Raw genomic sequence first — 23,165 nt, 5'->3', positions numbered from 1 at the left:
TTTCAGCAGGGCTCAGCCTATCGGGGCAGGCCGGGGGGCCCGCCGGCGGGGCCGGACCGGCTCGAGTCCGGAGGACTCCAGGGAGCAGCGCAGCAGCAGGCCCGCCAGGAACAGGCTGCTGAGCAGGGAGTTGCCGCCGTAGCTGATCATCGGCAGGGGAAGGCCGGTGGTGGGCATCGAGCCGCTGGCCACGGCGATGTTGAGGATCGACTGGCCCACCAGAAGGGTGGTGCAGCCGATGGCCACCAGGCGGTGCTGGTTGCTCCGGCAGGCCATGGCCACCCGCAGGCCCACGAACCCGAAGATCATCAGGAACATCAGCAGCATCACCGAGCCGACGTAGCCGAACTCCTCGGCGAAGACCGCGAAGATGAAGTCGGTGGTCTGGATCGGCAGGTACTGGAGCTTCTGGGTGGAGAGCCCGAAGCCCGAGCCGAGCACGCCCCCCGAACCGATGGCCAGCAGGCTCTGCACCAGCTGGTAGCCGTCCCCCTGGGCGACGCGCCAGGGGTTGAGGAAGGAGGTGACCCGGTCGAGCTGGTAGGGGTTGATCATGATGCTGATGCTGCCCAGCACGATCCCGCCGCCCGCGGCCCCCAGCAGCAGCGTCAGGGGCAGGCCGCCGGCCAGGGCCATCAGCCACAGCAGCAGGCCCAGCAGGGCGGCGGTGCTGAGGTTGGGCTGCTTGAGGATCAGCAGGATCACCACCCCGAAGATGCCGAGCCAGAGCAGTTTCTGGTCGAGGGCGATGCGGCGCCAGTGGGAGAAGATCACGGCCCCCTGCAGCACGATGAAGGGCTTGATCAGTTCCGAGGGCTGCAGCTGCACCGGGCCGAGCACCAGCCAGCGGCTGGCCCCGTTGACGGTGGTGCCCACCACCAGGGTGGCGGCCACCATCAGGGCCCCGACCAGAAGGGCCGGCGCGGCCAGGTGCAGCCAGCGGCGCATGGAGGTGCGCATGCCCAGCCAGAGGAGCCCCCAGCTGGCCACCAGCCAGATGGCCTGGCGCTTGACGTAATAGGCCCCGTCCCCCATCTCCCGCTCGGCCACCCACCAGCTGGCGGACGTGAGCACCAGCAGGCCCACCAGGCTCCAGAGGGCCACAAGGCCGAGCAGAAGGCGGGCTTCCGCGGGCCACTGCTGCCAGGGCAGCGGCAGGAAGCCGGCGCCGGGACGGCCGTGGAGCAGGCGGGGTGCTGGGGTGGACAAGGCCGCGGGAGGGTTCCGGGAATGGCCCATTCAGCCGTGACCGGGGTGGGTTTGTCGAGCCGCGGTGAACAATTCGCCGCCTGCGCCGCTGGCTTCGCTCGAGGGCAACAAAAAAGCCCGGCCATGGGCCGGGCGAGTGGGTGGGAACGCCGTGGCGTCCTCAGTTGCCGCAATTCTGCTGACGACGGCCGGTGGCCAGTTCCACCTTCAGGATCCTGCCGCCCTGCTTCATGATCCGCTGCTGCTCGGCGAACCAGCTGTGATAGGGCACCCACTTGGTGAAGTAGGTGTTCTGCAGCTCCCTCTGACTGCGCACCTTCTCGGGGCAGGGGATGCAGGCCGTGATCTTGAACAGGCGCATGGGTTGATCCTCGGAAAACGTGCCGTGTTGAGGGCGTTGCTGGGGATCAGTTGCCCAGGCCGGAGCTGATGTAGTCGAAGTAGACGCCCATCTCACGACCGGCATCGGGGCCGACGAGGGAGGCGGTGGCTTCCTTCATGGCCTGGATCGACTGCACCGTGGCGCCGATGGGCACACCCAGGGAGTTGTAGGTCTCCTTGAGGCCGTTCAGCACACGCTCGTCGAGGATCGACGTGTCACCGGCCAGCATGGCGTAGGTGGCATAGCGCAGGTAGTAGTCGAGGTCGCGGATGCAGGCCGCGTAACGACGGGTGGTGTACATGTTGCCGCCCGGACGGGTGATGTCCGAGTACAGCAGGGCCTTGGCGACGGCTTCTTTGATGATGGCCGAAGCGTTGGCGCTGATGGTGGCGGCGGCACGCACCCGCAGCTCACCGCTGGCGAAGTACTGCTCGAGGCGGCCCATGGAGCCTCCGTCGAGATAGAGCCCCTGGACGTCGGCCTGGTTGATGACGTTGGTGATGGCGTCTTGCATGGATCCTGGGTTTGATGGCTTTGGACGATAGGGAGGTGAAACCTCAGGAGAGGGCGCCGACCACGTAGTCGAAGTAGAAGCCGGCCTCTTCGGCATCGGAGCCGGTGAGGAGGCCCGTGGCTGCGGTCTTCATCTCGCGCACGGCTTCCGCCATGGCTTCGAGGGGAGTGCCGAGGGCGCGATACATCTCGCGGGCCCCGATGACGCCGATCTCTTCGATCGGGGTCACATCCCCGGCGACCACGCCGTAGGTGACCAGGCGGAGGTAGTAGTCCATGTCGCGCAGGCAGGAAGCCGTCATCTCTTCCCCGTAGGCGTTGCCGCCGGGGGAAACGAGATCGGGGCGCTTCTGGAAAAGCTGGCCTCCGGCCTGCTTCACGATGCGCTCCCGGCTTTCAGCCAGGACCTGGGCGACGCGCAGACGACGCTGACCTCCTGCCACGAACGACTTGATCTGGTCAAGTTCGCCAGGGCTGAGGTAGCGGGCTTCGGCGTCCGCGTTGATGATCGAGTTGGAGACGATGCTCATGCAGTTCTGCCTCGAAACAAGCGGTCACCGTGAAGGAGACCGGTATCCGGTGGGTAAGGGTGATCGGCTTGGCCGACCGTCGCATCATTCTGTGGCAAGGGCCGTCGCTCCCATGGCAGCCGGTAACAGTTCTTCACGGCGGATCGCCCCGCGAGATCCCTTGGCTTGCAACGGCTTTGGCCGGAGTTGTTATCACCGTCCAAGCGCAGCAATTGTTCATCTTTTGAGCTTGCCGTCCACGACGTCGCAAGTGCATCGACAGCCCAATCTCTCCGTCTCGTTGTAGAGACGGAGCAAAAGAAACCCCCCGGGACTGACCCGGGGGATCATCGGATGGGCCGCAGGGGCGCCTTCAGGGGTGAGTCGGGATGGCCCGGGGGCGGATCAGATCGCGCCCTTCACGGAGGGGGTGAGCCCGGCGTTGCCGCCGTAGAGGGCGGCGGTCCGGTTCACGGTCGTCAGGGGCACACCGTCCTCGGTGCCGAGGCCGCGCAGGTACGGGACTGTGTCCTGGCCGAAGGCGGTGGCGTACTCCCGGGCGCTGAGCAGTTCGCCGACAGCGGCCTGCTGGCCGGCGGTGGCGCGGGTGGCGAGGAACCGGCTGACCTCGCCCGGCATGGCGGCGCGTCCGAGCAGGGCCAGGTAGGCGGCGGAGGCGGCCCGCAGGGGGGCCATCCGCTGGAGCCGCTGCTGGAAGAGATCGCTGCCGGCGATCTGGGCCACGAACTCGGCCACCGAGAGCTGGCCGTCACGTAGCTGGGACTCGGGATCCATCTGGCGCTCGGCCGCGAAGGGCACGCGGTTGAGGAGCTGGCGGTAGACCGCCTGCACCACTTCCTGCACCTGGTTCTCGCTGGGATCGCGGAGCAGCTGCACGGGCCTGGAGAGGCTCTGACGGCGACCGAATCCCTGGGGAGCGCCCGGTCGCAGGGCCTTGGCCATGGCGCCGTCCGGGGCGGTGGCGACACCGCTCAGGAGGTTGGTGCCCACCAGGGCCTTCCAGCCACTGGCGAGGCCGATGCTGGCGGGGGCCGCGTAGCCATTGACGCTGCCGGCGCTGGAGACGCCGCTGCGCCAGACGGGGGCGCCGCCGCCGCCGGGCTGCCAGGGGGACTGGCTCCAGCTGCGGGTGGGGGCAGGGGGCTCCCGGAGGGTTCCGGGACCGCTGGGTACGCCCATGGAGGTCGACGCACTCTGGCCGCCGGCCACCTCCGCCTTCCACTGTCCGCGCACCTTGGGCCTGGCCGTCAGGTTGCGGGGGACCAGATCGCCGACGGTGCGGATCTCCTGGGACACCGGCACGGTCGGCCGTTGCAGGGGGGTGATGTCGGCAACCGTCTCGAGGGTGCGCACCAGGCCCGGGACGCGGCGGGCGTTGCGATCGGCCGGGGTGATGAAGCGTTCGTAGGGGACGGTGTCCTCGCCGAAGCAGTCGTTGTATTCGCGGCCTTCGATCATGGCGTCGACGACGCCGTAGAAGCCCTTGCGGGCGGCGGTGTCGAAGTAGGCGTTGATCTCCCAGCGACCGAAGGTGGGACGGCCGAGGATGCGGCGGTGCATCACCTCGATGGCTTTGGTGATGTAGAGGCCGCTCCAGTAACGACGGCGGAAGGCGTTGGAGCGGGCCACCTGGCGGATGAACTCCCGCAGGCTGATGTCGCCGTTCTCGAGCTTGATCTCCTCGACCTTGTTGCGCTCACCGGCGTAGCCGGCGGTGCCGAGAACCTGCACGTAGACCGCATTGATGACGGCCTGGGTGCTGGATTCGGTGCCGCGGATGCTGGGCTGGCCGCCCCGGCGGGGGGTGGAGCTGCCGCCGGTGGCGATCTGGCTCAGGCGCACCACCTTCGGCCCCACCCGGCGCGGGGTGGCCTTGCGGAACTGGGCGCTGTCCATGGGCCCGGGCTGGGCCATGCCGTTGCCGATCAGGATCCGGCGGGTGTCGTAGCTGAAGGGGGCCGGGCGGGTGGCCACCGACGCCGTGCTGGACGGGAAGATCGCCCCGTAGGTGAGGGCCAGGGGATCGTTGCCGCCGCCGTAGGGGTGCTGGTCGGCGAGGGGCTGGCGGTAGGAGGCGTAGAGGGTGATGTACTGGGGCGCCCCCTCGAACGGCGCACTGAAGCGGAAGAGGTTGCGGTTGGATCCCCAGCCGGCGCTCTCCTGGGCCTCCTCGCCGATGTCGCGGAGGTAGGGCACCGTTTCCTCACCGAAGACCCGGGCGTACTCCATGCTGTTGACCAGCGCATCGACGAGGCCGTTGAGGCCCTTGGCGCTGACGATGGCGAAGTACTGGCGGAACTCCTCGATCGAACTCACGCCGCGGCCCAGGAAGTGGCGGAAGGCGAGCTCCACAACCCGGCTGTTGGAGAAGCGGCCGTAGAACTGGCGCCGGTAGACCTTGCTGCGGCCGAGGGCGCGGATGAACTCCCGCATCGAGAGCTGGCCCTGGCGCACCTGGGTGGCCTCCACCGGGCACACCACCTGGGAGTAGCCCTTGACGATGTCCCGCTCGAACACCTGGCGGTAGGCGGCACGGATGATCTCGGCCTTCTCGGCTCCGGAGAGGCCCGGCTTCATCACGAAGCGCTGGGAGCCTTCGGCGGCAAGGGCATAGATCGCCGGCAGCTGCAGGCCCTGGTTGACGGGGCTGCCCAGGCGGGCCCGGGTGGAGGGGGTGGGGATCTCGAGCTCCTTGAGGAGCACGTTGAAGCAGTCGATCACCAGCTGGCGGGAGTCCGGCTCCCCTTTGAACAGTCCGGCGGCGGCGGCACGCATCTCCTGCAGGGCCACGTTGGTGGCGGCCAGGGAGCAGGCCTTCTCGAGCACGTCGCGGAGTCCGCGGGTGTTCACCGCCAGGATGCTGGGATCACCGGCGATCACGGCATAGCCCACGTAGCGGAGGAACCAGGCCAGGTCCCGCAGCGACTTGCGCATGCGGGCGTTGCCGTAGATCGCCACCGAGATGGGGTTGAAGCCGCTGGGCAGCACGACCCGCACGTCGGCGTCGGCCTGGACACCCTCAAGGATGCGGCCGAGCAGACCACTGCCCCCCGATCCCTGGGCGAAGGTGCGCACCGAGCGCTGGAACGCGGCCTGGTCGGCGGCGAGGGCAACGCCGTCAGCGGCGCCCACGCTCGGCGTGCTGAGGGGGGCGTCGAGATAGGAGAGGGGCGTGCCGCCGGTGAAGATCCGGTTGGCGGCCTTGGCCACGATCGCGTCGGCGTTGGCGGAGATCCGTCGGGCGGCTTCGACGCGGATCTGGCCGCTGCGGAAGAAGGTGGTCAGGGCGTCCAGTTCGCCGCCGTCGGGGAAACGGTCCTGCTGCTCCGCCTTCCGGACGCTGGAGAGCGGCAGGGTGTCGTAGCGCTGGGGGGCGACCCTGGTGCTGCCGCTGCTGGCGGTCACGGTCATGAACGAGAGCGAGCCGGGCTGGGTCACGTTACGGCTGGCCCCCTGGCCCTCCGGGGCGGGATGAACAAATGTTTGCAGCCTTCTGATGCGCTCACGCTGAACGGCGGCCGGCGCCGTGGAATGCTGCCGGAACCCGCACCAAGGCATTGATGGATCACCCCCCGGAGGCCCCGCTGGATGCCGCCACGCCGGTGGTCAGCGCCTTCTACGACCGCTTCCCCTACCCGGGGGACCCCCTCCAGGACGGCCCGCCCCCTGGATACAACTGGCGTTGGTGCGTGGACAGCGTGGTGGCGGCCGTGGACGGGGCCCTGCCGCCGCCGCCGCGGCCCTGGCGGATCCTCGACGCCGGCTGCGGCACCGGGGTGAGCACCGACTACCTCTGCCATCTCAACCCCGGCGCCAGCGTGCTGGCGGTGGACATCAGCGCCGGTGCCCTGGCGGTGGCCCGGGAGCGCACCGCCCGCTCCGGCGCCGCCGCCCAGGTGGCGGAGCTGCGCATCGAGCAGCGCAGCCTGCTCGACCTGGCGGGGGAGGGCCCCTTCGACTACATCAACTCGGTGGGGGTGCTGCATCACCTCGACCGGCCCGAGGAGGGTCTGCGGGCCCTGGTGCCCCTGCTGCGGCCGGGGGGGCTGCTGCACCTCTTTCTCTATGCCGACGGCGGCCGCTGGGAGATCCACCGCACCCAGCGGGCCCTGGCCCTGATGGGGGTGGGCACCGGACCGGCGGGACTGCGGCTGGGCCGGGAGCTGTTCGCCACCCTGCCCGAGACCAACCGCCTGCGGCGGCACCACGAGCAGCGCTGGGCCCTCGACACCGCCGCCGATGCCAATTTCGCGGATATGTACCTCCACCCCCAGGAGACGAGCTACGACCTGGAGCGCCTGTTCCGCTTCGTCGACCAGCCCGGTATCCGCTTCGCCGGCTTCTCCAATCCCGAGGTCTGGGATCCGGCCCGGCTGCTGCAGGGAGAACTGCTGGAGCGGGCCCGGGCGCTGTCGCCGGCGCAGCAGTGGGCCCTGGTGGAGAGCCTCGATCCCGACATCAGCCACTTCGAGTTCTTCCTGCGGCGCCAGGACGGCGACGGGGCGCCGGACGCCTGGAGCAGCACGGCGACGCAGGAGTGGAGCGACGCGGCCCTGCTGGCAGCCGGGGGCGAGTGCAACCGATGCCTGTGGGGCTGGCCCTCCACGGCACTGCTGGGTCCCGAGCTGCGTCCCCTGACCATCTCGGAGGAGGAGCTGGCCCTGATGGAGGCCCTGGAGGCGGCCCCGGCCGGCACGCCGATCGGGGCGCTTCCCCTGGCCCAGGGCCCCGCCGAGCGGCTGGCGGCGGCGCGGCGGCTCCTGGAGGAGCGGGTACTTCTGTTGCTTAGAGCCTGAACGGGCCGAGTGATAAAGTCCGCACGCCAAGACGGAGCCTCGTCGGTTGCAGGCTGCCCTGACCCCCTCCCCGGATGCCGTCCCCCCCATGGAGACGTCGACCGAAGAGGTCGCAGTCCATCCGACCATCGAGCCTCCCCCCCAGCCTGAACTCGCCGCCGCTCCGGCGACGGTGAACAACGGCATGGACGGTTACCTGCGGCTGCAGCGCCGGATGCTTCTTTCCACGGTCTGTGCCACCGCCCTGGCGGTGCCCCTCACGGCCCTGTGGTTCGACCTTCCCACCGCTTTCAGTCTGCTGGTGGGAGCCCTGGCGGGGCTCCTGTACCTCCGCCTCCTGGCCCGCAGCGTGACCCGCTTCGGCGTCGAAACCAAGGGGGTGGGCAAGGCCCAGCTGCTGGTGCCGGTGGTGCTGGTGGTCGCGGCCGCCAGGCTCCCCGTCCTCGAGATCCTGCCCGCCGTGCTGGGATTTCTCCTCTACAAGCCCGCTCTGATCGTTCAGGCCGTCCTCGACACCTGATCCCTTTTCAGCCGCTCCGGCGGCCCTCTACAGCCGCTCCGGCGGCCCTCTACAGCCGCTCCGGCGGCCCAGACGTTCCGCCAGGCCCTATCCCCGATGGCTCCGTTGCCCCTAGCCCTTCCCTTCGCCGCCCTCGAGGTCGGCCAGCACCTCTACTGGCAGCTCGGCAATTACAAGATCCACGGCCAGGTCTTCCTGAGTTCCTGGGTCGTGATCGGCGCCCTGCTCGCCGTGGTCGTGGTCGGCACGCGCCGCCTGGAGCGCGATCCCAGGGGCGTGCAGAACCTGCTGGAGTTCCTCTGGGATTACCTGCGCGACATCGCCCGCGAATACATCGGTGAGAAGGCCTACCGCGACTGGCTTCCCTTCATCGGCACCCTGTTCCTGTTCATCTTCGTGAGCAACTGGGGCGGGGCCCTGATCCCCTGGAAGCTGGTCCACCTGCCCAGCGGTGAACTGGGCGCCCCCACCGCCGACATCAACACCACCATCGCCCTGGCGCTGCTGGTGTCGCTGGCCTACTTCTATGCGGGCCTGAGCCGCAAGGGTTTCCGGTACTTCGAGTACTACGTGGAACCCACGCCGATCATGCTCCCCTTCAAGATCGTCGAGGACTTCACCAAGCCGCTCTCGCTCTCCTTCCGTCTGTTCGGCAACATCCTTGCCGACGAACTGGTGGTGGCGGTGCTGGCGTTCCTGGTGCCCCTGGTGGTGCCCCTGCCGGTGATGTTCCTGGGCCTGTTCACCAGCGCCATCCAGGCCCTGATCTTCGCCACCCTGGCGGCCTACTACATCGGTGAGGCCGTCCACGAGGAGCACCACTAGGTCTGCCCCTCGCCGGCCCGTCCCCCCGGTCTGGCAAACTCTCTGCGCGCAGGTCCGGCTCGATCCGGGCCCGCCTTCCCAGGTGTCCCCGGCGCAGGGTTCTCGACAAGGTTCCTTCCGCGCTTCCCCGGCGCCCCACATTTCTAACCCCACCATGGATTCCCTTACTTCCGCTGCGTCCGTCGTGGCTGCTGGTCTTGCCGTCGGTCTCGGCTCCATCGGTCCTGGCATCGGCCAGGGCACCGCTTCTGGCGGCGCCGTCGAAGGCATCGCCCGTCAGCCCGAAGCTGAAGGCAAGATCCGCGGCACCCTGCTGCTCTCCCTGGCCTTCATGGAATCGCTGACCATCTACGGCCTGGTGGTCGCCCTGGTGCTGCTGTTCGCCAACCCCTTCTCCTGATCGGAGGCCATCGCGGGGATGACAGGGCCGCCCGTTCGTTGCGGCCCTTCTCCACCCCCGGCTCCATCCACGCCTCCACCACCGCCCGCCTTATTGCCCCATGACCAGCTGGCTTCTGCTTGCCGAGGCAGGTGCGACCGCAGGGTCGCCCGAGGGAGGTCTGTTCGACCTCGACGCCACCCTGCCGCTCATGGCGCTGCAGGTGGTGATCCTCACCTTCATTCTCAACAGCCTGTTCTTCCGACCGGTCGGCAAGGCCGTCGAGGACCGTGAGGGCTACATCGCCACCAGCCGGACCCAGGCCAAGGAGAAGCTCGCCCAGGCCGAGCGCCTCGAGGCTGATCTCAAGGAACAGCTGAAGGGGGCCCGTCTCGAGGCCCAGAAGGTGATTCTGGAGGCCGAGCAGGATTCCGACCGTCTCTACCGGGAGGCCCTGGCGGTGGCCCAGGCGGACGCCATCGCCAGTCGCGAAAGCGCCCGCAGCAAGATCGATGCTCAGCGCGCCGAAGCTCTGAGCGCTCTCGAGGCCGATGCCGACAGGCTCGCCGACCTCATCGTCGACCGTCTCCTGACCGCCTCATGATCACCTCCACAATCCCGTCGCTCCTCGCGAGCCACGGCAGCTTCGGCCTCAACCTCGACATCTTCGAGACCAACATCATCAACCTGGCGATCGTCATCGCCGGCCTGACGTGGTTCCTGAGGGGCTTCCTCGGGGGCATCCTGGAGCGCCGCCGCGAGCGGATCCTGGGGGAACTCAAGGACGCCGAGGAGCGCCTGAACGCGGCCACCGCCTCCCTCGCCGAGGCCCAGAAGAGCCTGGGTGAGGCCCGCACCCGCGCCGAGAAGATCCGCGCCGACGGCAAGGTCCGCGCCGAGGCCATCCGCTTCGAGAGCGAGAAGCGCACCGTCGAGGAGATGGCGCGCCTGAAGCAGGACTCCCAGTCCGACCTGGATTCGGAGGTCTCCCGCGTCAGCCGGCTGCTGCAGCGCGAGGCCGCCGAGATGGCCATCGCCAAGGCCCTGGTCAGCCTGCCCGGTCGCCTCGATGCCAGCACCCAGGCCCAGCTGATCGATCAGTCCATTCAATCGATGGGGAACGCCTGATGCCTCTGCTCAACACCATCACCACCCCCTACGCCGACGCCTTCCTTCAGGTGTGCGACGCCAACGGCGACACCGAGGCGGTGATCGATCAGGCCCGGGCGATCCTCGCCCTCTGGCACGACTCCAGCGACCTGCGTGAGGCGATGGCCTCCCCGGTCCTCGAGGTCGAAGGCAAGAAGGCGGCGCTCGAGAAACTCTTCGGCAAGGACATCTCCCCCTCCTTCCTCAACCTGCTCAAGCTGCTGGCCGACCGCCAGCGCATCGGTTTCCTCGATGCCGTCCTGGAGCGGCTCCTGGATCTCTACCGCGAGCAGAACCAGATCGCCCTGGCCACCGTGACCTCGGCGAGTCCCCTGAGCGAGGACCAGCAGGCGCTGCTCGCCGAGAAGGCCAAGGCCGTGGCCGGCACCGACAAGGTGGAGATCAGCCTCGCGGTGGATCCTGCCCTGATCGGCGGCTTCATCCTCAGTGTCGGTTCCAGGGTGATCGACGCCAGCCTCGCCGGCCAGGTGCGGCGCCTGGGCCTGACGCTCGCCAACGTGAGCTGACGCTTCCTTCCCTCCCCCCCACTCCTCCCCACTTCATCGCCTCCCCTCCGGGGACTCCCACCCATGGTTTCCATCCGCCCCGACGAGATCAGCGCCATCCTCAAGAAGCAGATCGCCGACTACGACAAGTCGGTCTCTGTCAGCAACGTCGGCACCGTCCTGCAGATCGGTGATGGCATCGCCCGGGTCTACGGCCTCGAGCAGGTGATGGCCGGCGAGCTGGTGCTGTTCGAAGACGGCACCGAGGGCCTGGCGCTGAACCTGGAGGACGACAACGTCGGCGTCGTGCTGATGGGCGAGGGCCTGGGCATCCAGGAGGGCAGCACCGTCAAAGCCACCGGCCGCATCGCCGCCGTGCCGGTGGGCGACGCCATGCTGGGCCGGGTGGTGAACGCCCTGGGTCAGCCGATCGACGGCAAGGGTGAGATCGCCACCACCGAGACCCGCCTGATCGAGTCGATGGCGCCTGGCATCATCCAGCGCAAGTCGGTGCATGAGCCCATGCAGACCGGCATCACGGCCATCGACGCCATGATTCCCATCGGCCGGGGCCAGCGCGAGCTGATCATCGGCGACCGCCAGACCGGCAAGACCGCCATCTGCATCGACACCATCCTCAACCAGAAAGGTGAGGACGTCGTCTGCGTCTACGTGGCCATCGGCCAGAAGAACGCCTCGGTGGCCAACGTGGTGGAAGTGCTGCGTGAGCGCGGCGCCCTTGATTACACCGTGGTGGTGGCGGCCAGCGCCTCGGAAGCGGCCGCCCTCCAGTACCTGGCCCCCTACACCGGCGCGGCCATCGCCGAGTCCTTCATGTACAAGGGCAAGGCCACCCTGGTGGTGTACGACGACCTCACCAAGCAGGCCCAGGCCTACCGCCAGATGTCCCTGCTGCTGCGCCGTCCCCCCGGCCGGGAGGCCTACCCCGGCGACGTCTTCTACTGCCACAGCCGCCTGCTGGAGCGGGCCGCCAAGCTGTCCGACGCCATGGGCAAGGGCAGCATGACCGCCCTGCCGATCATCGAGACCCAGGCCGGTGACGTCTCGGCCTACATCCCCACCAACGTGATCTCGATCACCGACGGCCAGGTGTTCCTCAGCTCCGACCTGTTCAACTCCGGCCTGCGGCCCGCCATCAACGTGGGCATCTCCGTCAGCCGGGTGGGTGGCGCCGCCCAGACCAAGGCCATCAAGAAGATCGCGGGCACCCTGAAGCTGGAGCTGGCCCAGTTCGACGAACTGGCCGCCTTCTCCCAGTTCGCCTCCGACCTCGATGCCGCCACCCAGGCCCAGCTGGCCCGGGGCAAGCGTCTGCGCGAGCTGCTCAAGCAGCCCCAGTTCAGCCCCCTGATCCTGGCCGAGCAGGTGGCCGTGGTGTACGCGGGCGTCAAGGGTCTGATCGACGACGTGCCCGTGGAGCTGGTTCCCCAGTTCGCCCGCGAACTGCGTGAGTACCTCAAGAGCAGCAAGCCCGAGTACATCAGCAAGGTTCAGACCGACAAGGTGCTGAGCGACGAATCCGAAGCCATGCTCAAGGAGGCCATCCGCGAGGTCACCTCCACGATGCTGGCCGCCGCCTGAGGAATCTCCACCCATGGCCAATCTCAAGGCAATCCGTGACCGGATCAGTTCGGTCAAAAACACACGCAAGATCACCGAAGCCATGAGGCTGGTGGCCGCCGCCAAGGTGCGTCGCGCCCAGGAGCAGGTGCTGCGCACCCGCCCCTTCGCCGACCGCCTGGCCCGGGTGCTCCAGAACCTCGAATCCCGCATGGGCTTCGAGGGCGCCGATTCACCGCTGCTGGCCGAGCGCCGGCCGGTGGGCACCATCACCCTGCTGGTGGTCACCGGCGACCGGGGCCTCTGTGGCGGCTACAACGCCAACGTGATCCGCCGGGCCGAGCAGCGCTTCGCCGAGCTCAAGGGCCAGGGCTTCACGGTGGACATGGTGCTGATGGGCCGCAAGGCCATCACCTACTTCACCAACCGCTCCTACCCGATCCGGGCCACCTTCACCGGTCTAGAGCAGGTGCCCACCTCCCAGGAGGCGAACGACATCGCCAACGAAGTGCTCGCAGAGTTCCTCTCCGCCAGCACCGACCGCGTGGAGATCGTCTTCACCCGCTTCATCAACCTGGTGAGCTCCCAGCCGGTCGTCCAGACCCTGCTGCCCCTCGATCCCCAGGGCATCGCCAGCTCGGACGATGAGATCTTCCGTCTCATCACCCGGGACGGCCGACTCGGGGTGGAGATCGGCAAGGTGGAGAACGCCGAGCCGGCCCTGCAGCCCGACTTCGTGTTCGAGCAGAGCCCGGAGCAGCTGCTTAATGCCCTGCTGCCCCTCTACCTGGCCAACCAGCTGCTGCGCTCCCTCCAGGAAGCGGCGGCCAGCGAACTGGCCAGCCGGATGACGGCCATGAACAACGCCAGCGACAACGCCAAGGCGCTCGCCAAGACCCTCACCCTCGACTACAACAAGGCCCGCCAGGCGGCCATCACCCAGGAGATCCTGGAAGTGGTGGGTGGCGCGGCCGCGATGGGCTGATCGTCAGCTCCAGGTGGCCGGTGGCGGCATCCCGCTCCCGGCCCAACTGCCAGCCTTCCGGGCAGAGCAGCAAGATTTCCATGGTCGTCCGGACCCGGCTTCCGTGGCAGAGGTGGCCCCCCAGGGTGTGCCCCTCGGCGTCGGCCACCACCAGGTGCAGGTGGGCCCCATCCCTGCTGACGCTGCCCGCCAGCGTGATCACCTCCTGCGGCCCGGCCAGCATGACCCCCAGGGCCTGATCGGCGAAGCGCAGCACCGGACTCTCCAGGCTGCCGATCCCAGAGACGATGAAGCCGCAGAACTCCGGGTCCGCCTGAGCGAGCCGTTCGAGTTCGCCGCGCAGATCCACGCCCGGCGGTAGACGGAGGGGTCGGTACGGCATGGCGTGGCGGCGCCCTTCTTCAGGCGTTGGAACAGGCGCAGCGGTAACCCTTCTCGCGGAAGACCCGCAGACAGGCGTCCACCACGAGGGAGTCGTAGAGCACGCCGCGGTTTTTCTCGATTTCCCGGAGGGCGGCCTCGGTGCCCAGGCCGGCCCGGTAGGGGCGGTGGGCGCACATGGATTCCACCACGTCGGCGACGGCCACGATCAGGGATTCCGGCAGCAACTGATCGCCCGTCAGGCCGTTGGGGTAGCCACTGCCGTCCATCCGCTCGTGGTGCTCATGGACGATGCGCGCGATCGGCCAGGGGAAGGCCACGTCCTTGAGGATCTGGAAGCCGGCCTCGGCATGTTCCTTGATCAGGTCGTACTCAAGGCAGGTCAGCTTGGTGGGTTTGGAGAGAATTTCCGCCGGCACCATGATCTTGCCGATGTCGTGCACGGACGCCGCCAGCCGCAGGCCCTCCAACTCCTTCGGTGCCAGCCCCAGCTCCTCCCCGATGGCGACCGCCAGGTTGGCCACTCGCTTTTGGTGTCCGGCGGTGTAAGGGTCCCGCATCTCCGCCATCGCCCCCAGCACCGAGACGAGCTGCCGGTAGAGCAGCTCCTGTTCCCGGAGGGTGTCGATCCAGCCCGCCTCCGCCAGCTCCCTGGCAACGAGGCTGCCGAGTCGGGTGGCGATCGTGTCCAGCAGCAAGCGCTCCTCCGCCAGGAAGGGGCCTTCGCTGGCGTCATCGAAATGGTCGGTGTAACCCACGTCCACCGAGCCGTAGACCCTGTCGTTGACCCTGATCTCCGAAGACTGCACCGACTGGCAACGCTCCAGATCACCCGTCTGGTAGCGGCGGTCGCCGTGGCGGATTCTGGCGATGGCGTTGGCTGGATGCAGCCAGGCCGCCGGGATCGTGGTGACGATCTCCGCCAGCATGTCGTCGATCGTGCCCTGGCTGGTGCTGATGATGCGCTCGATCTGATGGAGGCAGTGGAGCTCCTTCATCCGCTCGATGAGGGCCTGCTCCAACGGCAGCGCCAATCCCTCGAGGGAGCTGGCCGCCACCCTCGTTTTCCTCCCGCCATGGGGCCCGTATCGCTTCCTTATCCCAGCGTCCATTGCGCCTTCACTCCCAGAGGAGCAGACAAGCACGAAGCACCTGCAACGGCGGTCGGTGCTTTTCTGTTGTCTTCACGCTACACCTGTGTCAGCGACCACGCACCTGTCTGGGGATTCCGTGGGACAACGCGGCTGCGGGGAGGAAAACGGCCTCCAGCGGGGTAGCGACCGCATGACCGACCACGCCGATCCCTTCCCGCTGCAGCAGCTGGGCCTGGGTGTCGCCGTTGGGATCGCGCTTGGGCACGCCCAGGCTTCCGTCTGCTGACACGACGCGAAACCAGGGAACGTCCAGCTTCGTGCTGTCGTCCAGCTGGCTGAGGATGTAGGCCACGTGCCTGGGCATCACCGCCAGATGCTCGCCGATGGATTGGTAGGTGGTGATCTTCGATTCGGGAATCGTCGCGACGATCCGGAGCACCTGATCCTTGATGCGGGCGAAAGCCTCGGACTTCGCCATGGGGGACTAGTTCTGGTCGCGCACGGAGATGATGACGTTACCCTTCTTTCGTCCCGTGTCGACATAGCGGTGGGCTTCCGCGATCTGATCGAACGGATAGATCCGATCGATCACGGGTTGGAACGCTCCCGCCTCCGCCAGGGCGGCAAGCGTGAGCAGATCGTCGCGTTTCACGGTCGCGGGGCCGGCGATCACGCTGCGGCCGGATGTCAGCGAGACCCACAGCCCCGTCAGCATGTCGGGCAGTCCGGCCAGCACCAGCAGCAGCCGCCCCCCCTTCCGGAGTGAGCGCCGGCAGCGAGAAAAGGGCGCCGTGCCGACCGTGTCGACAATCACGTCATAGGTTTCGCCGTTGCGGCTGAAGTCCTCCCGGGTGTAGTCGACGACCTGGGTCGCCCCCAGGGAGCGCACCAGCTCGAGGTTCGCGGAGCTGCACACCCCGGTGACCTCGGCCCCGGCGTTCCGGGCCAGCTGGATAACGGCGCTGCCCACCGCCCCGGAGGCCCCATTCACCAGCACCTTCTCGCCGGGTCGCACCCTGGCCCGGCGCAGGAAATCCAGGGCCGTCGTGCCGCCGAAGCACAGCGCGGCGGCCGTGGCGTCCGTGAGGCCGGGCGGTGTGGCCACCACCATGCCGTCCTCGGGCAGGCGGAGGTACTCGGCATGGCAGCCCATGGCCATGTCGCTGAAGGCGAAGACCCGCTCCCCCACCTGGAATCGGGTGACATCCCTGCCGATCGCAGCGACAACCCCGGCCAGCTCCGATCCGAGGATCGGCTGCCTGGGCTTTCGCAGGCCGAACACCAGCCGCATGATCAGGCCGAATCCCGTCGGCACCGTCTGGCTCCGAATCCGCCAGTCGGCCGAGGTGACCGTGGTGGTATGGATCCGGATCAGGATCTCCTTGGCCTTCGGGGTGGGTGTGGCGATCTCTCGGATCTGCAGCACCTCCGGCGGCCCGTAGCGTTCGGCGAGCACGGCCTTCATGGCAGGGGGGATCCGAGAAAGGAGGAATAGGCCCTGGAGAGGGCTTGCTTGCCGCCCGTTTCCACCACGGCGCCGTGGGCCACGATCACCCGGTCGAAGTCCCACCGCAGGAGAGCTTTCATGGCCTTGAGCAGCGCAGACCTGTCGGCGGTGGCCAGGCGCTCGAGAATGGTGGGCTCCAGGCGAGCGTAACCACCGCCGATCCGGGTGAGGCAGCGGGTGAGCCAGGGGGCGGAGGCATCGAAGTGGAAGGCGCTGTCCGTCAGGACGAGGGTCCGGCTGGGGGTGTGGCAGAACGCCACCTCGTGCAGCGGCGATGGGCCGGTGGGCCCCAGGGTGTGGAGCCCGCTGAGGCCGCACAGCAGCAATCCCGGCCATGGGGAGGGCTCTTGAGCGTTGAGCAGACGGTCCAGCTCCAGGTGGGGACACTTCTGCCTCAGGAAGGGCGGACCCCAGCTGATGGCCTGGGGAAAGCGCTGCTGGAAGGCCTGGAGATAGAGATGGTGGAAGGCGTTGGGCGCCACGATGTCGGTGACGACACCGATGGCGGCCAGTTCGATTTCGAGCTCAGGGGTTGGCTGAATCGGCGAAAGGATCACCAGCCGGTTGCTGTTCTCCAGGCGGATGACGGTCATCCGGGTGCCGATGCTCAGGCCGAAGTAGCGCTGCGGTTGTTCGGCCACCCAGAGATCATCGGCGAGGCGCCGCAGCATGGGTGTGGCGGAAGGCTTGGCCCAACCTAAGGGCCTGCGCCAAGCGGTGGCTGGCGTCAGCTGGCCGGGCGAAGAATCCGCAGCATCGCGTTACCGCCGCGCTGGAATTCGTAGGGCACCGGTTCGATCGCCACCGTGAAACCCTCGGCGCGCAGGGCTGCCGCACTCTCCTCCAGGTGGGGCGACACTTCGCCGCCCAGGGTGAGCAGCGGAAACACCCGCACCTCCCGCGCCACGCGGAGCAGCTCGAGCAGCGAGGCCCGATGGAAAGCGGCATCCAGCTGCAGGCTGTACAGAAACAGCAGATGGGAGCAGAGAGCCAGCGCGAAGCTGGCGTCGGCGAAGGGCAGGGAAGGCAGCGCGGCCTCCACATAGCGCCCCTGGGCCACACCGGTCGGATAGTCGTCCAGGAAGGTGCCCATGGCCTGCAGGCGTCGTCGGCCGAGTTCCTCGGGCGTGGGGATGGCCTCCCAGACGAAGTCGCTGTGGTTCTGCCGGATCTGTTCGATGACCTGGTCGTAGGTGGCGGCGATGCGGGAGGCGATCTCCTCCCGGCTGAAGCGATAGATCGGATCGCAGGAGATCACCGCCGTGCCCCTGCGACTGGCTTCGGCATTGAAGCTGGCCGGTCCATCCCCGCTGCCCAGGATCCGGCGCGCCAGGTCGTCCGCCGTGAGGGCGAACATGGCCCCGTACTCCTCGAAGGAGCGGCCCCAGGGGACGACCTGATCCAGGGTGAACATGGTGGAGCTGGAGAGGGACGGCGACCCAGGGAATGATGGTCCCGTTCCCGCCCGGTTCGTCCATGGCCGATGCCGCCGCCCCCGCCGCCACCCCCGCCGCGCTGGCGATCGAGTCCCTGTTCCCGATGGCCCTGGGCCGGGTGCAGCTGGCCCCCGATCCCCTCGACACCGCCCTGCTGCTGCAGCGGGCCCTGGTGCTGCGGGAGCGGGACCCCAGCGAGGAGGGGGTGGCTTGGACCGGCGATGTGCGCGGTGCCGGGGAGCTGCACCGCGACCCCCTGTTCGCCCCCCTGATCGGCCGGCTGGCGGGCCATGCCTGGGCGTATCTGGCGGCGCTGGGGTTCGATCGCCGGCGCCTGGCCCTGCACGTGCAGCGCAGCTGGCCGGTGATCAGCGAGGCCGGCGAGCAGGTGGGGCGCCACCACCACCCCAACGCCCACCTCAGCGCCATCTATTACCTCAATGGCGACGGCAGCGGCCGCAGCGGCTGCCTGCGCCTGTTCGCTCCCCGCCAAGTCAATGAGCTGGTGCCGGGGCTGGCGGTGGGCCAGGACGGGCCGATCGGGGCCGATGCCGCCCTCAACCGCCCCTGGCACGACGTGGCCCCCCGGGCGGGGCTGCTGCTGCTGTTCCCCGCGTCGGTCGACCATGCGGTGCTGCCCAACGAAGATCCCGACGACACCCGCTTCTCGCTCAGCATCGACTTCGTCCTCACGGCCCCGGCGAACGCGCCCGATCCGGGCGAGTACCTCGCCCCCCACCCCGGTCGCTGGCTGGCGATCGGGGAAGATGGGACCGAGCCGGGAGCCTGAGCCGCCCTGCCGACGCCGCCCCTCCCCGACCCCCATCCCCCGTGTCCGAGACCACCCCAGCGACCACCCCGGAGCTCCCCGTCTTCCAGATCAGCGCCAGCCTGGATGGCACCGCCTACAGCTTCCCCTGCCGCAGCGACCAGACGGTGCTGAGCGCCGCCGAGGCCGCCGGGGTGCCCCTGCCCAGCTCCTGCTGCTCGGGGGTGTGCACCACCTGCGCCGCCCTGCTGCGCAGCGGCACGGTGCACCAGCCCGATGCCATGGGCGTGAAGGCCGAGCTTCAGGCCAAGGGCTATGCCCTGCTGTGCGTCTCCTATCCCCTCGCCGACCTCGACCTGCTGGCCGGCCAGGAGGACGCCCTCTACGAGGCCCAGTTCGGTCAGTTCCAGAAGTGAGAGTCCTGGTGCCCCTGGAGCTGTGGCTGCAGGCCTGCCCCGGTCCGCTGCTGCCCCAGCTGCGGCAGGGCCTGGCGCGGGAGGCCCGCCGCCTGGCCGGTGAGGGCGCCGAGCCCCTGCGCTGGGCGATCACGGCGGTGGATCCCCACCGCGGCCTGCGGCTGGAGGGGATCGTGGTGGCGCCGGCCCCCGGCCCTTGAGCGCGGCGGCCCCGCCCCTGCCCACCCTGCTGGTGATCCCCACCGGGGTGGGCTGCGCCGTGGGCGGCTTCGCCGGCGACGGCCTGCCGGCGGCCCGGCTGCTGGCGGCGGCCAGCGGCTGCCTGATCACCCACCCCAACGTGATGAACGCCGCCTCCCTCTACTGGAGCGACCGGCGCCTGCACTACGTGGAGGGCTGGAGCCTCGACCGTTTCGCCGCCGGCGAGCTGGCCCTCGCTCCGGTGCCCAGCCAGCGGGTGGGCGTGCTGCTGGATGCGGGCATCGAGGCGGAGCTGCTGCTGCGCCACCGCCAGGTGATCGATGCCTGCCGCGCCAGCCTGGGGCTGGCGATCGGTCCGGTGCTGAGCAGCGACGTTCCCCTGGAGGTGAGCCTCTCGATCGGGCCCAGCGGCAGCAGCTGGGGCACCATCGGCCGCCCCGACGCCCTGCTGCGGGCCGGAGAAGCGCTGCTGGCGGCCGGGGCCACGGCCATCGCCGTGGTGGCCCGCTTCCCCGACGAGCCCGGCAGTGACGCCCTGGCGGCCTACCGCCACGGCACGGGGGTGGATGCCCTGGCCGGGGCGGAGGCGGTGATCAGCCACCTGCTGGTGCGCCACCTGGGGGTGCCCTGTGCCCATGCCCCCGCCCTGGCGCCCCTGCCGCCCGACCCCGGGCTGGATCCGCGGGCGGCGGCCGAGGAGCTGGGCCACACCTTCCTGCCCTGCGTGCTGGTGGGCCTCAGCCGGGCCCCCTCGCTGCGGCCCGAGCCAGCCAGCGGCAACGGGCTGCTGCACGGCGCCGATGTGGGGGCGGTGGTGGCGCCGGCGGGAGCCCTGGGGGGGGAGGCGGTGCTGGCCTGCGCCGAGCGGGGCGTGCCCGTGATCGCCGTGGAGGGGAACCCCTGCCTGCTCCAGGTGGGTGGCGAGGCCCTGGGGCTGCCGGTGATCCCGGCTGCCAGCTACGCCGAGGCGGCCGGAATCGTGCTGGCCCTGCGGGAAGGCCTTGATCCTGCGGCCCTGCGGCGCCCCCTGGCCCAGACCATGGGCCGGGGCTGAGGGGGCTCAGGGTTCGCCCAGGAAGTCCCGCTTGCCCAGCTCCACGCCGTTGTGGCGCAGGATGTCGTAGGCGGTGGTGACGTGGAAATAGACGTTGGGCAGCACGAAGAACAGCAGGAAGCTCTGGCCGCTGAAGCGGAGGGTCTCGCCGCGGATCGGCAGTTCGATCGCCTTGGTTTCGGTGCCATCGATCTGCTCGGGGGTGAAGGCCTCCAGGCTGGCGAGGGTCGTCTCGATGCGGCCGATGAGGTCGCCGAAGCCGGCTTCGTTGTCTTCCATGGAGGCGCTTTCCACCCCGGCAAGCCGGGCCAGGCCGCGGCGGGCGATGTCGGTGGCGATCTGCACCTGGCGCACCAGGGGGAACATGTCGGGGTAGAGGCGGGCCTGCAGCAGCACCGCCGGATCGATCCCCTTGGCTTCGGCGTGGGCGGCCGCCTTGGCCAGGATCTCCGCCAGGTTGCGCAGGCTGCGGGCCATGGGCGGAACGGCCGCCTCGAACATCGAGAGGGTCATGGCTGGGGCGGGGGCCGGGGGCAGGCGAAGCGGACTGTAGGCCGGTCGAGCGGGTGGCCCGGCAGCGGCGATGAGCAGAAACACTCAGCCGGTTTCCCCCCTAAGGCGGACCGATTGCGAGTTAAGCTCTCTGCGATCGCTGCTCCGGGCGGCGCGTCGTCAAGTCGTTCTTCACACATTCACATGGCTGTCATCGAAAAGGTCCCCAGCGTCGTCTTCAAGACCCGTGTGCGCGATGAATCCGTGCCCGGCCCCAACCCCTTCCGCTGGCAGGACCTGACCACCGACGACATCTTCAAGGGCAAGAAGGTGGTGGTCTTCTCCCTCCCCGGTGCCTTCACCCCCACCTGCTCCTCCAACCACCTGCCCCGCTACGAGGCCCTGTACGAGGAGTTCAAGGGCCTGGGTGTCGACAGCATCGTCTGCGTGTCCGTCAACGACGCCTTTGTGATGTTCCAGTGGGGCAAGCAGGTGGGCGCCGACAAGGTGTTCCTGCTGCCCGACGGCAACGGTGAGTTCAGCCGCAAGATGGGCATGCTCGTCGAGAAGGACAACCTGGGCTTCGGTGCCCGCTCCTGGCGCTACTCGATGCTCGTCAACGACGGCACCGTCGAGAAGATGTTCGTGGAGCCCGGTCTCGAGGACAACTGCCCCACCGACCCCTTCGAGTGCTCTGACGCCGACACGATGCTGGCCTACCTGAAGGGCACCGCCCCCGCCGGCGTCTCCGCCCCCAGCCGCGAATTCGTCGGCTGAGGCCTCGCCACCGCTGATCAGATCGCCCCCGACTCCTGCAAAGGAGCCGGGGGCTTCCCGTTTTCGGGAGGATGCCCCAACGGCGAAGCGTCGCCAGCATGGGCCCATCAGCCGGGGGCGGACGAGACGGTGAGTGACGGGATCGGCACCACCAGCTTCCGTTTCCGCCCCCAGGGTCCCGGCCGCTTTTTCGTGGCGGCGTTCCTGTCGTTCTGGCTGTGTGGCTGGCTGGCGGGGGAGATCTTCGCCCTCTGGGTCCTGTGGCGATTGCTGGGAGGCGGGCTGGCCACCGGCCAGTGGGCCCTGCCGGCGGTTCTGTTTCTACTGGTGTGGCTCAGCCTCTGGAGTGTCGGCGGCGCCGTTGCCCTGCGACAAGTGCTGGGCGCTCTCTGGTCGGAGGATCGACTGGTGCTCGGGGCGGATGGCAGTCTCGTGCGCGAGGCCCATCGCGGACCCTTCCGCCGCCGCCGGGCCCTGCCCGGCCGGGAGATCCGTCAGTTCCAGGTGCGCGGTGCGGGCGTCTGGGGTGGGCCGCTGGTGGCCGAGCTGCCCGGACGCAGCCTCGAGATCACCCGGCTCGGCAGCCTGCGGGAGCGGCAGGAGGCGGCCGATCAGCTCAACCGGCGGCTGGGCCTGCGCCCCCTCGCCGAAGACCCGGCCGATGGCCCGGGCCAGGCCCAGAGCCATATCCCCGCGGTGCCGGTCCTGCCGGCGGGCTGGCAGGAGCTCACCCCCTCCTTCGGCAGTGCGCTGCTGGTGCCCGACCAGGCCCTGCGGCGGCAGCAGCGCCGCGTGATGGGCCTGGCCAACCTGGTGCTGTGGGGGCTGCTGGCCCTGCTGCTGCGGGGCGGCCCCGCCGGGCCGGTCTTCTGGGTCCTGGGGATTCCGCTGGCGCTGCTGGCCCTGGCCGGCGGCTGGGGCCAGCTGTGGCTGGCCTTCGGGCGCCTGGAGTGGCGGCTGGAGCCACGGGTGCTGGTGCTGCAGCGCCGTTTCGGCCAGCGCCTGCGCACCCTGGGGGAAGCCCGGGCCCTGGAGCTGGTCGAGCTGGTCGATTCCGAAGGGGACCGCTCCTACCGCCTCCAGGCCCTCCGCCCCCCCGATCCGCCCCTGCGGGTCGACGACCACGCCACCGATCCGACCCCCCTGCGCCACCTGGGGGCCTGGCTGGCGATGCGCTCCCACGTGCCCTTCGACGACCGGGTGCCCAGCGAGGAGCAGCGGCGCCGGCAGCGGCGCGCCGAGATGGAGAGACTCCGCCAGCAGCTGGCCGGCTCCGGGCGGCTGGGGCGCTGGGCGGCCCGGCAGCTGGAGCGGGCCGAGGCGGCCGGGGCCGAAGCGGCCGCGCGGCGGCCGGACACCTGATGGGCCCGGATCCTGCGGGGATCAACCATCCGCTGGCAGCAAACATCTGCCGGGGATCCATTGCTTCTCCCGGTGCCAACGGTGGCGCCGTCACGGTGGCTGAACCAGGAAAGTCGACTAGCATTTTTTTTGTGATCTCTACAGATTTGCCGCAGAAGGGCTGCTTCACCCCAGTGCTTCTGCCCCGGATCTGCATCACGCCCCATGGAGATGGTGAACGGTTTCGATGGGCTTTTCCGACACGTTTCCTTTCCTGCATCCGGTTTCCCGGCAGAGAAAACGCAAAAAGGTGATCAGCGAT

The 23,165-nt window shown here is 69.1% G+C and carries 27 protein-coding genes; 15 read left to right on the top strand and 12 right to left on the bottom strand.

Features of this window, described 5'->3' with window-relative positions; translation table 11 throughout:
• Positions 1-12 precede the first annotated feature (12 nt).
• The 5 genes from H6G99_RS07220 to H6G99_RS07200 form a co-directional block, all read right to left on the bottom strand.
• Positions 13-1,239: an FtsW/RodA/SpoVE family cell cycle protein gene (locus H6G99_RS07220; protein ID WP_094585561.1), complete on the bottom strand. Its 1,227-nt coding sequence runs from the start codon at positions 1,237-1,239 to the stop codon at positions 13-15.
• Positions 1,240-1,369: 130 nt separating this feature from the next.
• Positions 1,370-1,570 carry a rod-capping linker protein CpcD domain-containing protein gene (locus H6G99_RS07215; RefSeq protein WP_015110587.1) on the bottom strand — a complete coding sequence of 67 codons (201 nt, stop codon included), beginning with the start codon at positions 1,568-1,570 and terminating at the stop codon, positions 1,370-1,372.
• A 46-nt stretch (positions 1,571-1,616) separates the two neighbouring features.
• The gene (gene apcB / locus H6G99_RS07210) at positions 1,617-2,105 is read right to left on the bottom strand and encodes an allophycocyanin subunit beta (RefSeq protein WP_094585562.1); all 489 of its coding nucleotides are present in this window, start codon (positions 2,103-2,105) and stop codon (positions 1,617-1,619) included.
• 43 nt (positions 2,106-2,148) lie between these two features.
• Positions 2,149-2,634 (bottom strand): allophycocyanin subunit alpha, encoded by a 486-nt coding sequence (gene apcA, locus H6G99_RS07205; RefSeq protein WP_015110589.1) that lies wholly within the window; start codon positions 2,632-2,634, stop codon positions 2,149-2,151.
• 384 nt (positions 2,635-3,018) lie between these two features.
• Complete coding sequence (locus tag H6G99_RS07200) at positions 3,019-6,045, bottom strand: phycobilisome rod-core linker polypeptide (RefSeq protein WP_190610742.1); 3,027 nt, start codon at positions 6,043-6,045, stop codon at positions 3,019-3,021.
• A gap of 149 nt (positions 6,046-6,194) precedes the next feature.
• Here H6G99_RS07200 and H6G99_RS07195 point away from each other — a divergent pair, with 149 nt between their 5' ends.
• The 9 genes from H6G99_RS07195 to H6G99_RS07155 all read left to right on the top strand — a co-directional run bounded on the left by H6G99_RS07195 (position 6,195) and on the right by H6G99_RS07155 (position 13,375).
• Complete coding sequence (locus H6G99_RS07195) at positions 6,195-7,430, top strand: class I SAM-dependent methyltransferase (protein WP_190610741.1); 1,236 nt, start codon at positions 6,195-6,197, stop codon at positions 7,428-7,430.
• A gap of 88 nt (positions 7,431-7,518) precedes the next feature.
• A complete protein-coding gene (locus H6G99_RS07190; RefSeq protein WP_286191044.1) occupies positions 7,519-7,950 on the top strand; it encodes an ATP synthase subunit I in 432 nt (143 codons plus the stop codon).
• 96 nt (positions 7,951-8,046) lie between these two features.
• Positions 8,047-8,775 carry a F0F1 ATP synthase subunit A gene (gene atpB / locus H6G99_RS07185; RefSeq protein ID WP_094585565.1) on the top strand — a complete coding sequence of 243 codons (729 nt, stop codon included), beginning with the start codon at positions 8,047-8,049 and terminating at the stop codon, positions 8,773-8,775.
• A 154-nt stretch (positions 8,776-8,929) separates the two neighbouring features.
• Entirely contained in the window at positions 8,930-9,175 is a 246-nt protein-coding gene (gene atpE / locus H6G99_RS07180) for an ATP synthase F0 subunit C (RefSeq protein WP_015110594.1), read from the top strand.
• Between the two features lie 100 nt (positions 9,176-9,275).
• Positions 9,276-9,758, top strand: a complete 483-nt coding sequence (locus H6G99_RS07175; RefSeq protein ID WP_190610738.1) for a F0F1 ATP synthase subunit B' — start codon at positions 9,276-9,278, stop codon at positions 9,756-9,758.
• Positions 9,755-10,282 (top strand): F0F1 ATP synthase subunit B, encoded by a 528-nt coding sequence (locus tag H6G99_RS07170; protein WP_190610737.1) that lies wholly within the window; start codon positions 9,755-9,757, stop codon positions 10,280-10,282. The genes H6G99_RS07175 and H6G99_RS07170 overlap by 4 nt, the downstream gene beginning before the upstream one ends.
• Positions 10,282-10,830: an ATP synthase F1 subunit delta gene (atpH, locus tag H6G99_RS07165; protein WP_094585568.1), complete on the top strand. Its 549-nt coding sequence runs from the start codon at positions 10,282-10,284 to the stop codon at positions 10,828-10,830. The genes H6G99_RS07170 and atpH overlap by 1 nt, the downstream gene beginning before the upstream one ends.
• A gap of 63 nt (positions 10,831-10,893) precedes the next feature.
• Positions 10,894-12,411 (top strand): F0F1 ATP synthase subunit alpha, encoded by a 1,518-nt coding sequence (gene atpA, locus H6G99_RS07160; protein WP_094585569.1) that lies wholly within the window; start codon positions 10,894-10,896, stop codon positions 12,409-12,411.
• Between the two features lie 13 nt (positions 12,412-12,424).
• Positions 12,425-13,375, top strand: coding sequence for a F0F1 ATP synthase subunit gamma (locus H6G99_RS07155; RefSeq protein ID WP_094585570.1), 951 nt, complete (start codon positions 12,425-12,427; stop codon positions 13,373-13,375).
• Here H6G99_RS07155 and H6G99_RS07150 read toward each other — a convergent pair.
• The 6 genes from H6G99_RS07150 to H6G99_RS07125 form a co-directional block, all read right to left on the bottom strand.
• Positions 13,326-13,757 carry a PPC domain-containing DNA-binding protein gene (locus H6G99_RS07150; RefSeq protein WP_190610736.1) on the bottom strand — a complete coding sequence of 144 codons (432 nt, stop codon included), beginning with the start codon at positions 13,755-13,757 and terminating at the stop codon, positions 13,326-13,328. The two genes, H6G99_RS07155 and H6G99_RS07150, sit on opposite strands and share 50 nt — an antisense overlap.
• A gap of 19 nt (positions 13,758-13,776) precedes the next feature.
• A complete protein-coding gene (locus H6G99_RS16555) occupies positions 13,777-14,814 on the bottom strand; it encodes an HD-GYP domain-containing protein (RefSeq protein ID WP_199297028.1) in 1,038 nt (345 codons plus the stop codon).
• Positions 14,815-14,956: 142 nt separating this feature from the next.
• Positions 14,957-15,328 (bottom strand): MGMT family protein, encoded by a 372-nt coding sequence (locus tag H6G99_RS07140; protein ID WP_190610733.1) that lies wholly within the window; start codon positions 15,326-15,328, stop codon positions 14,957-14,959.
• 6 nt (positions 15,329-15,334) lie between these two features.
• Positions 15,335-16,315 (bottom strand): NAD(P)-dependent alcohol dehydrogenase, encoded by a 981-nt coding sequence (locus H6G99_RS07135; protein WP_190610731.1) that lies wholly within the window; start codon positions 16,313-16,315, stop codon positions 15,335-15,337.
• Positions 16,312-17,028 (bottom strand): DUF4336 domain-containing protein, encoded by a 717-nt coding sequence (locus H6G99_RS07130; RefSeq protein WP_190610730.1) that lies wholly within the window; start codon positions 17,026-17,028, stop codon positions 16,312-16,314. Before H6G99_RS07130 ends, H6G99_RS07135 begins: the two co-directional genes overlap by 4 nt.
• 56 nt (positions 17,029-17,084) lie before the next feature.
• Entirely contained in the window at positions 17,085-17,771 is a 687-nt protein-coding gene (locus H6G99_RS07125) for an SAM-dependent methyltransferase (RefSeq protein WP_190610728.1), read from the bottom strand.
• Between the two features lie 62 nt (positions 17,772-17,833).
• On the opposite strand from H6G99_RS07125, the gene H6G99_RS07120 reads away from it, so the two are divergent.
• Genes H6G99_RS07120 through H6G99_RS07105 form a run of 4 tightly spaced genes read left to right on the top strand, consistent with a single transcriptional unit; the run spans position 17,834 to position 20,233 of the window.
• The gene (locus tag H6G99_RS07120; RefSeq protein WP_190610727.1) at positions 17,834-18,583 is read left to right on the top strand and encodes a TIGR02466 family protein; all 750 of its coding nucleotides are present in this window, start codon (positions 17,834-17,836) and stop codon (positions 18,581-18,583) included.
• Between the two features lie 41 nt (positions 18,584-18,624).
• Complete coding sequence (locus tag H6G99_RS07115; RefSeq protein WP_353617192.1) at positions 18,625-18,978, top strand: 2Fe-2S iron-sulfur cluster-binding protein; 354 nt, start codon at positions 18,625-18,627, stop codon at positions 18,976-18,978.
• 8 nt (positions 18,979-18,986) lie between these two features.
• A complete protein-coding gene (locus H6G99_RS07110) occupies positions 18,987-19,178 on the top strand; it encodes a DUF8621 family protein (RefSeq protein ID WP_190610725.1) in 192 nt (63 codons plus the stop codon).
• Complete coding sequence (locus H6G99_RS07105) at positions 19,175-20,233, top strand: DUF3326 domain-containing protein (protein ID WP_190610724.1); 1,059 nt, start codon at positions 19,175-19,177, stop codon at positions 20,231-20,233. Before H6G99_RS07110 ends, H6G99_RS07105 begins: the two co-directional genes overlap by 4 nt.
• Positions 20,234-20,239: 6 nt before the next feature.
• On the opposite strand, the gene H6G99_RS07100 is transcribed toward H6G99_RS07105, so the two are convergent.
• Positions 20,240-20,746, bottom strand: coding sequence for a DUF1993 domain-containing protein (locus H6G99_RS07100; protein ID WP_190610722.1), 507 nt, complete (start codon positions 20,744-20,746; stop codon positions 20,240-20,242).
• Positions 20,747-20,929: 183 nt separating this feature from the next.
• Here H6G99_RS07100 and H6G99_RS07095 point away from each other — a divergent pair, with 183 nt between their 5' ends.
• Entirely contained in the window at positions 20,930-21,502 is a 573-nt protein-coding gene (locus tag H6G99_RS07095) for a peroxiredoxin (protein ID WP_094585579.1), read from the top strand.
• Between the two features lie 129 nt (positions 21,503-21,631).
• Positions 21,632-22,864, top strand: coding sequence for a hypothetical protein (locus tag H6G99_RS07090; RefSeq protein ID WP_190610721.1), 1,233 nt, complete (start codon positions 21,632-21,634; stop codon positions 22,862-22,864).
• The last annotated feature ends 301 nt before the right edge of the window (positions 22,865-23,165 follow it).

This window comes from Synechococcus sp. FACHB-909, assembly GCF_014698945.1.
Lineage (GTDB): Bacteria > Cyanobacteriota > Cyanobacteriia > PCC-6307 > Cyanobiaceae > Cyanobium.
The sequence above is the reverse complement of the archived record's forward strand: the minus strand, read 5'-3'. Positions and strand labels throughout refer to the sequence as shown.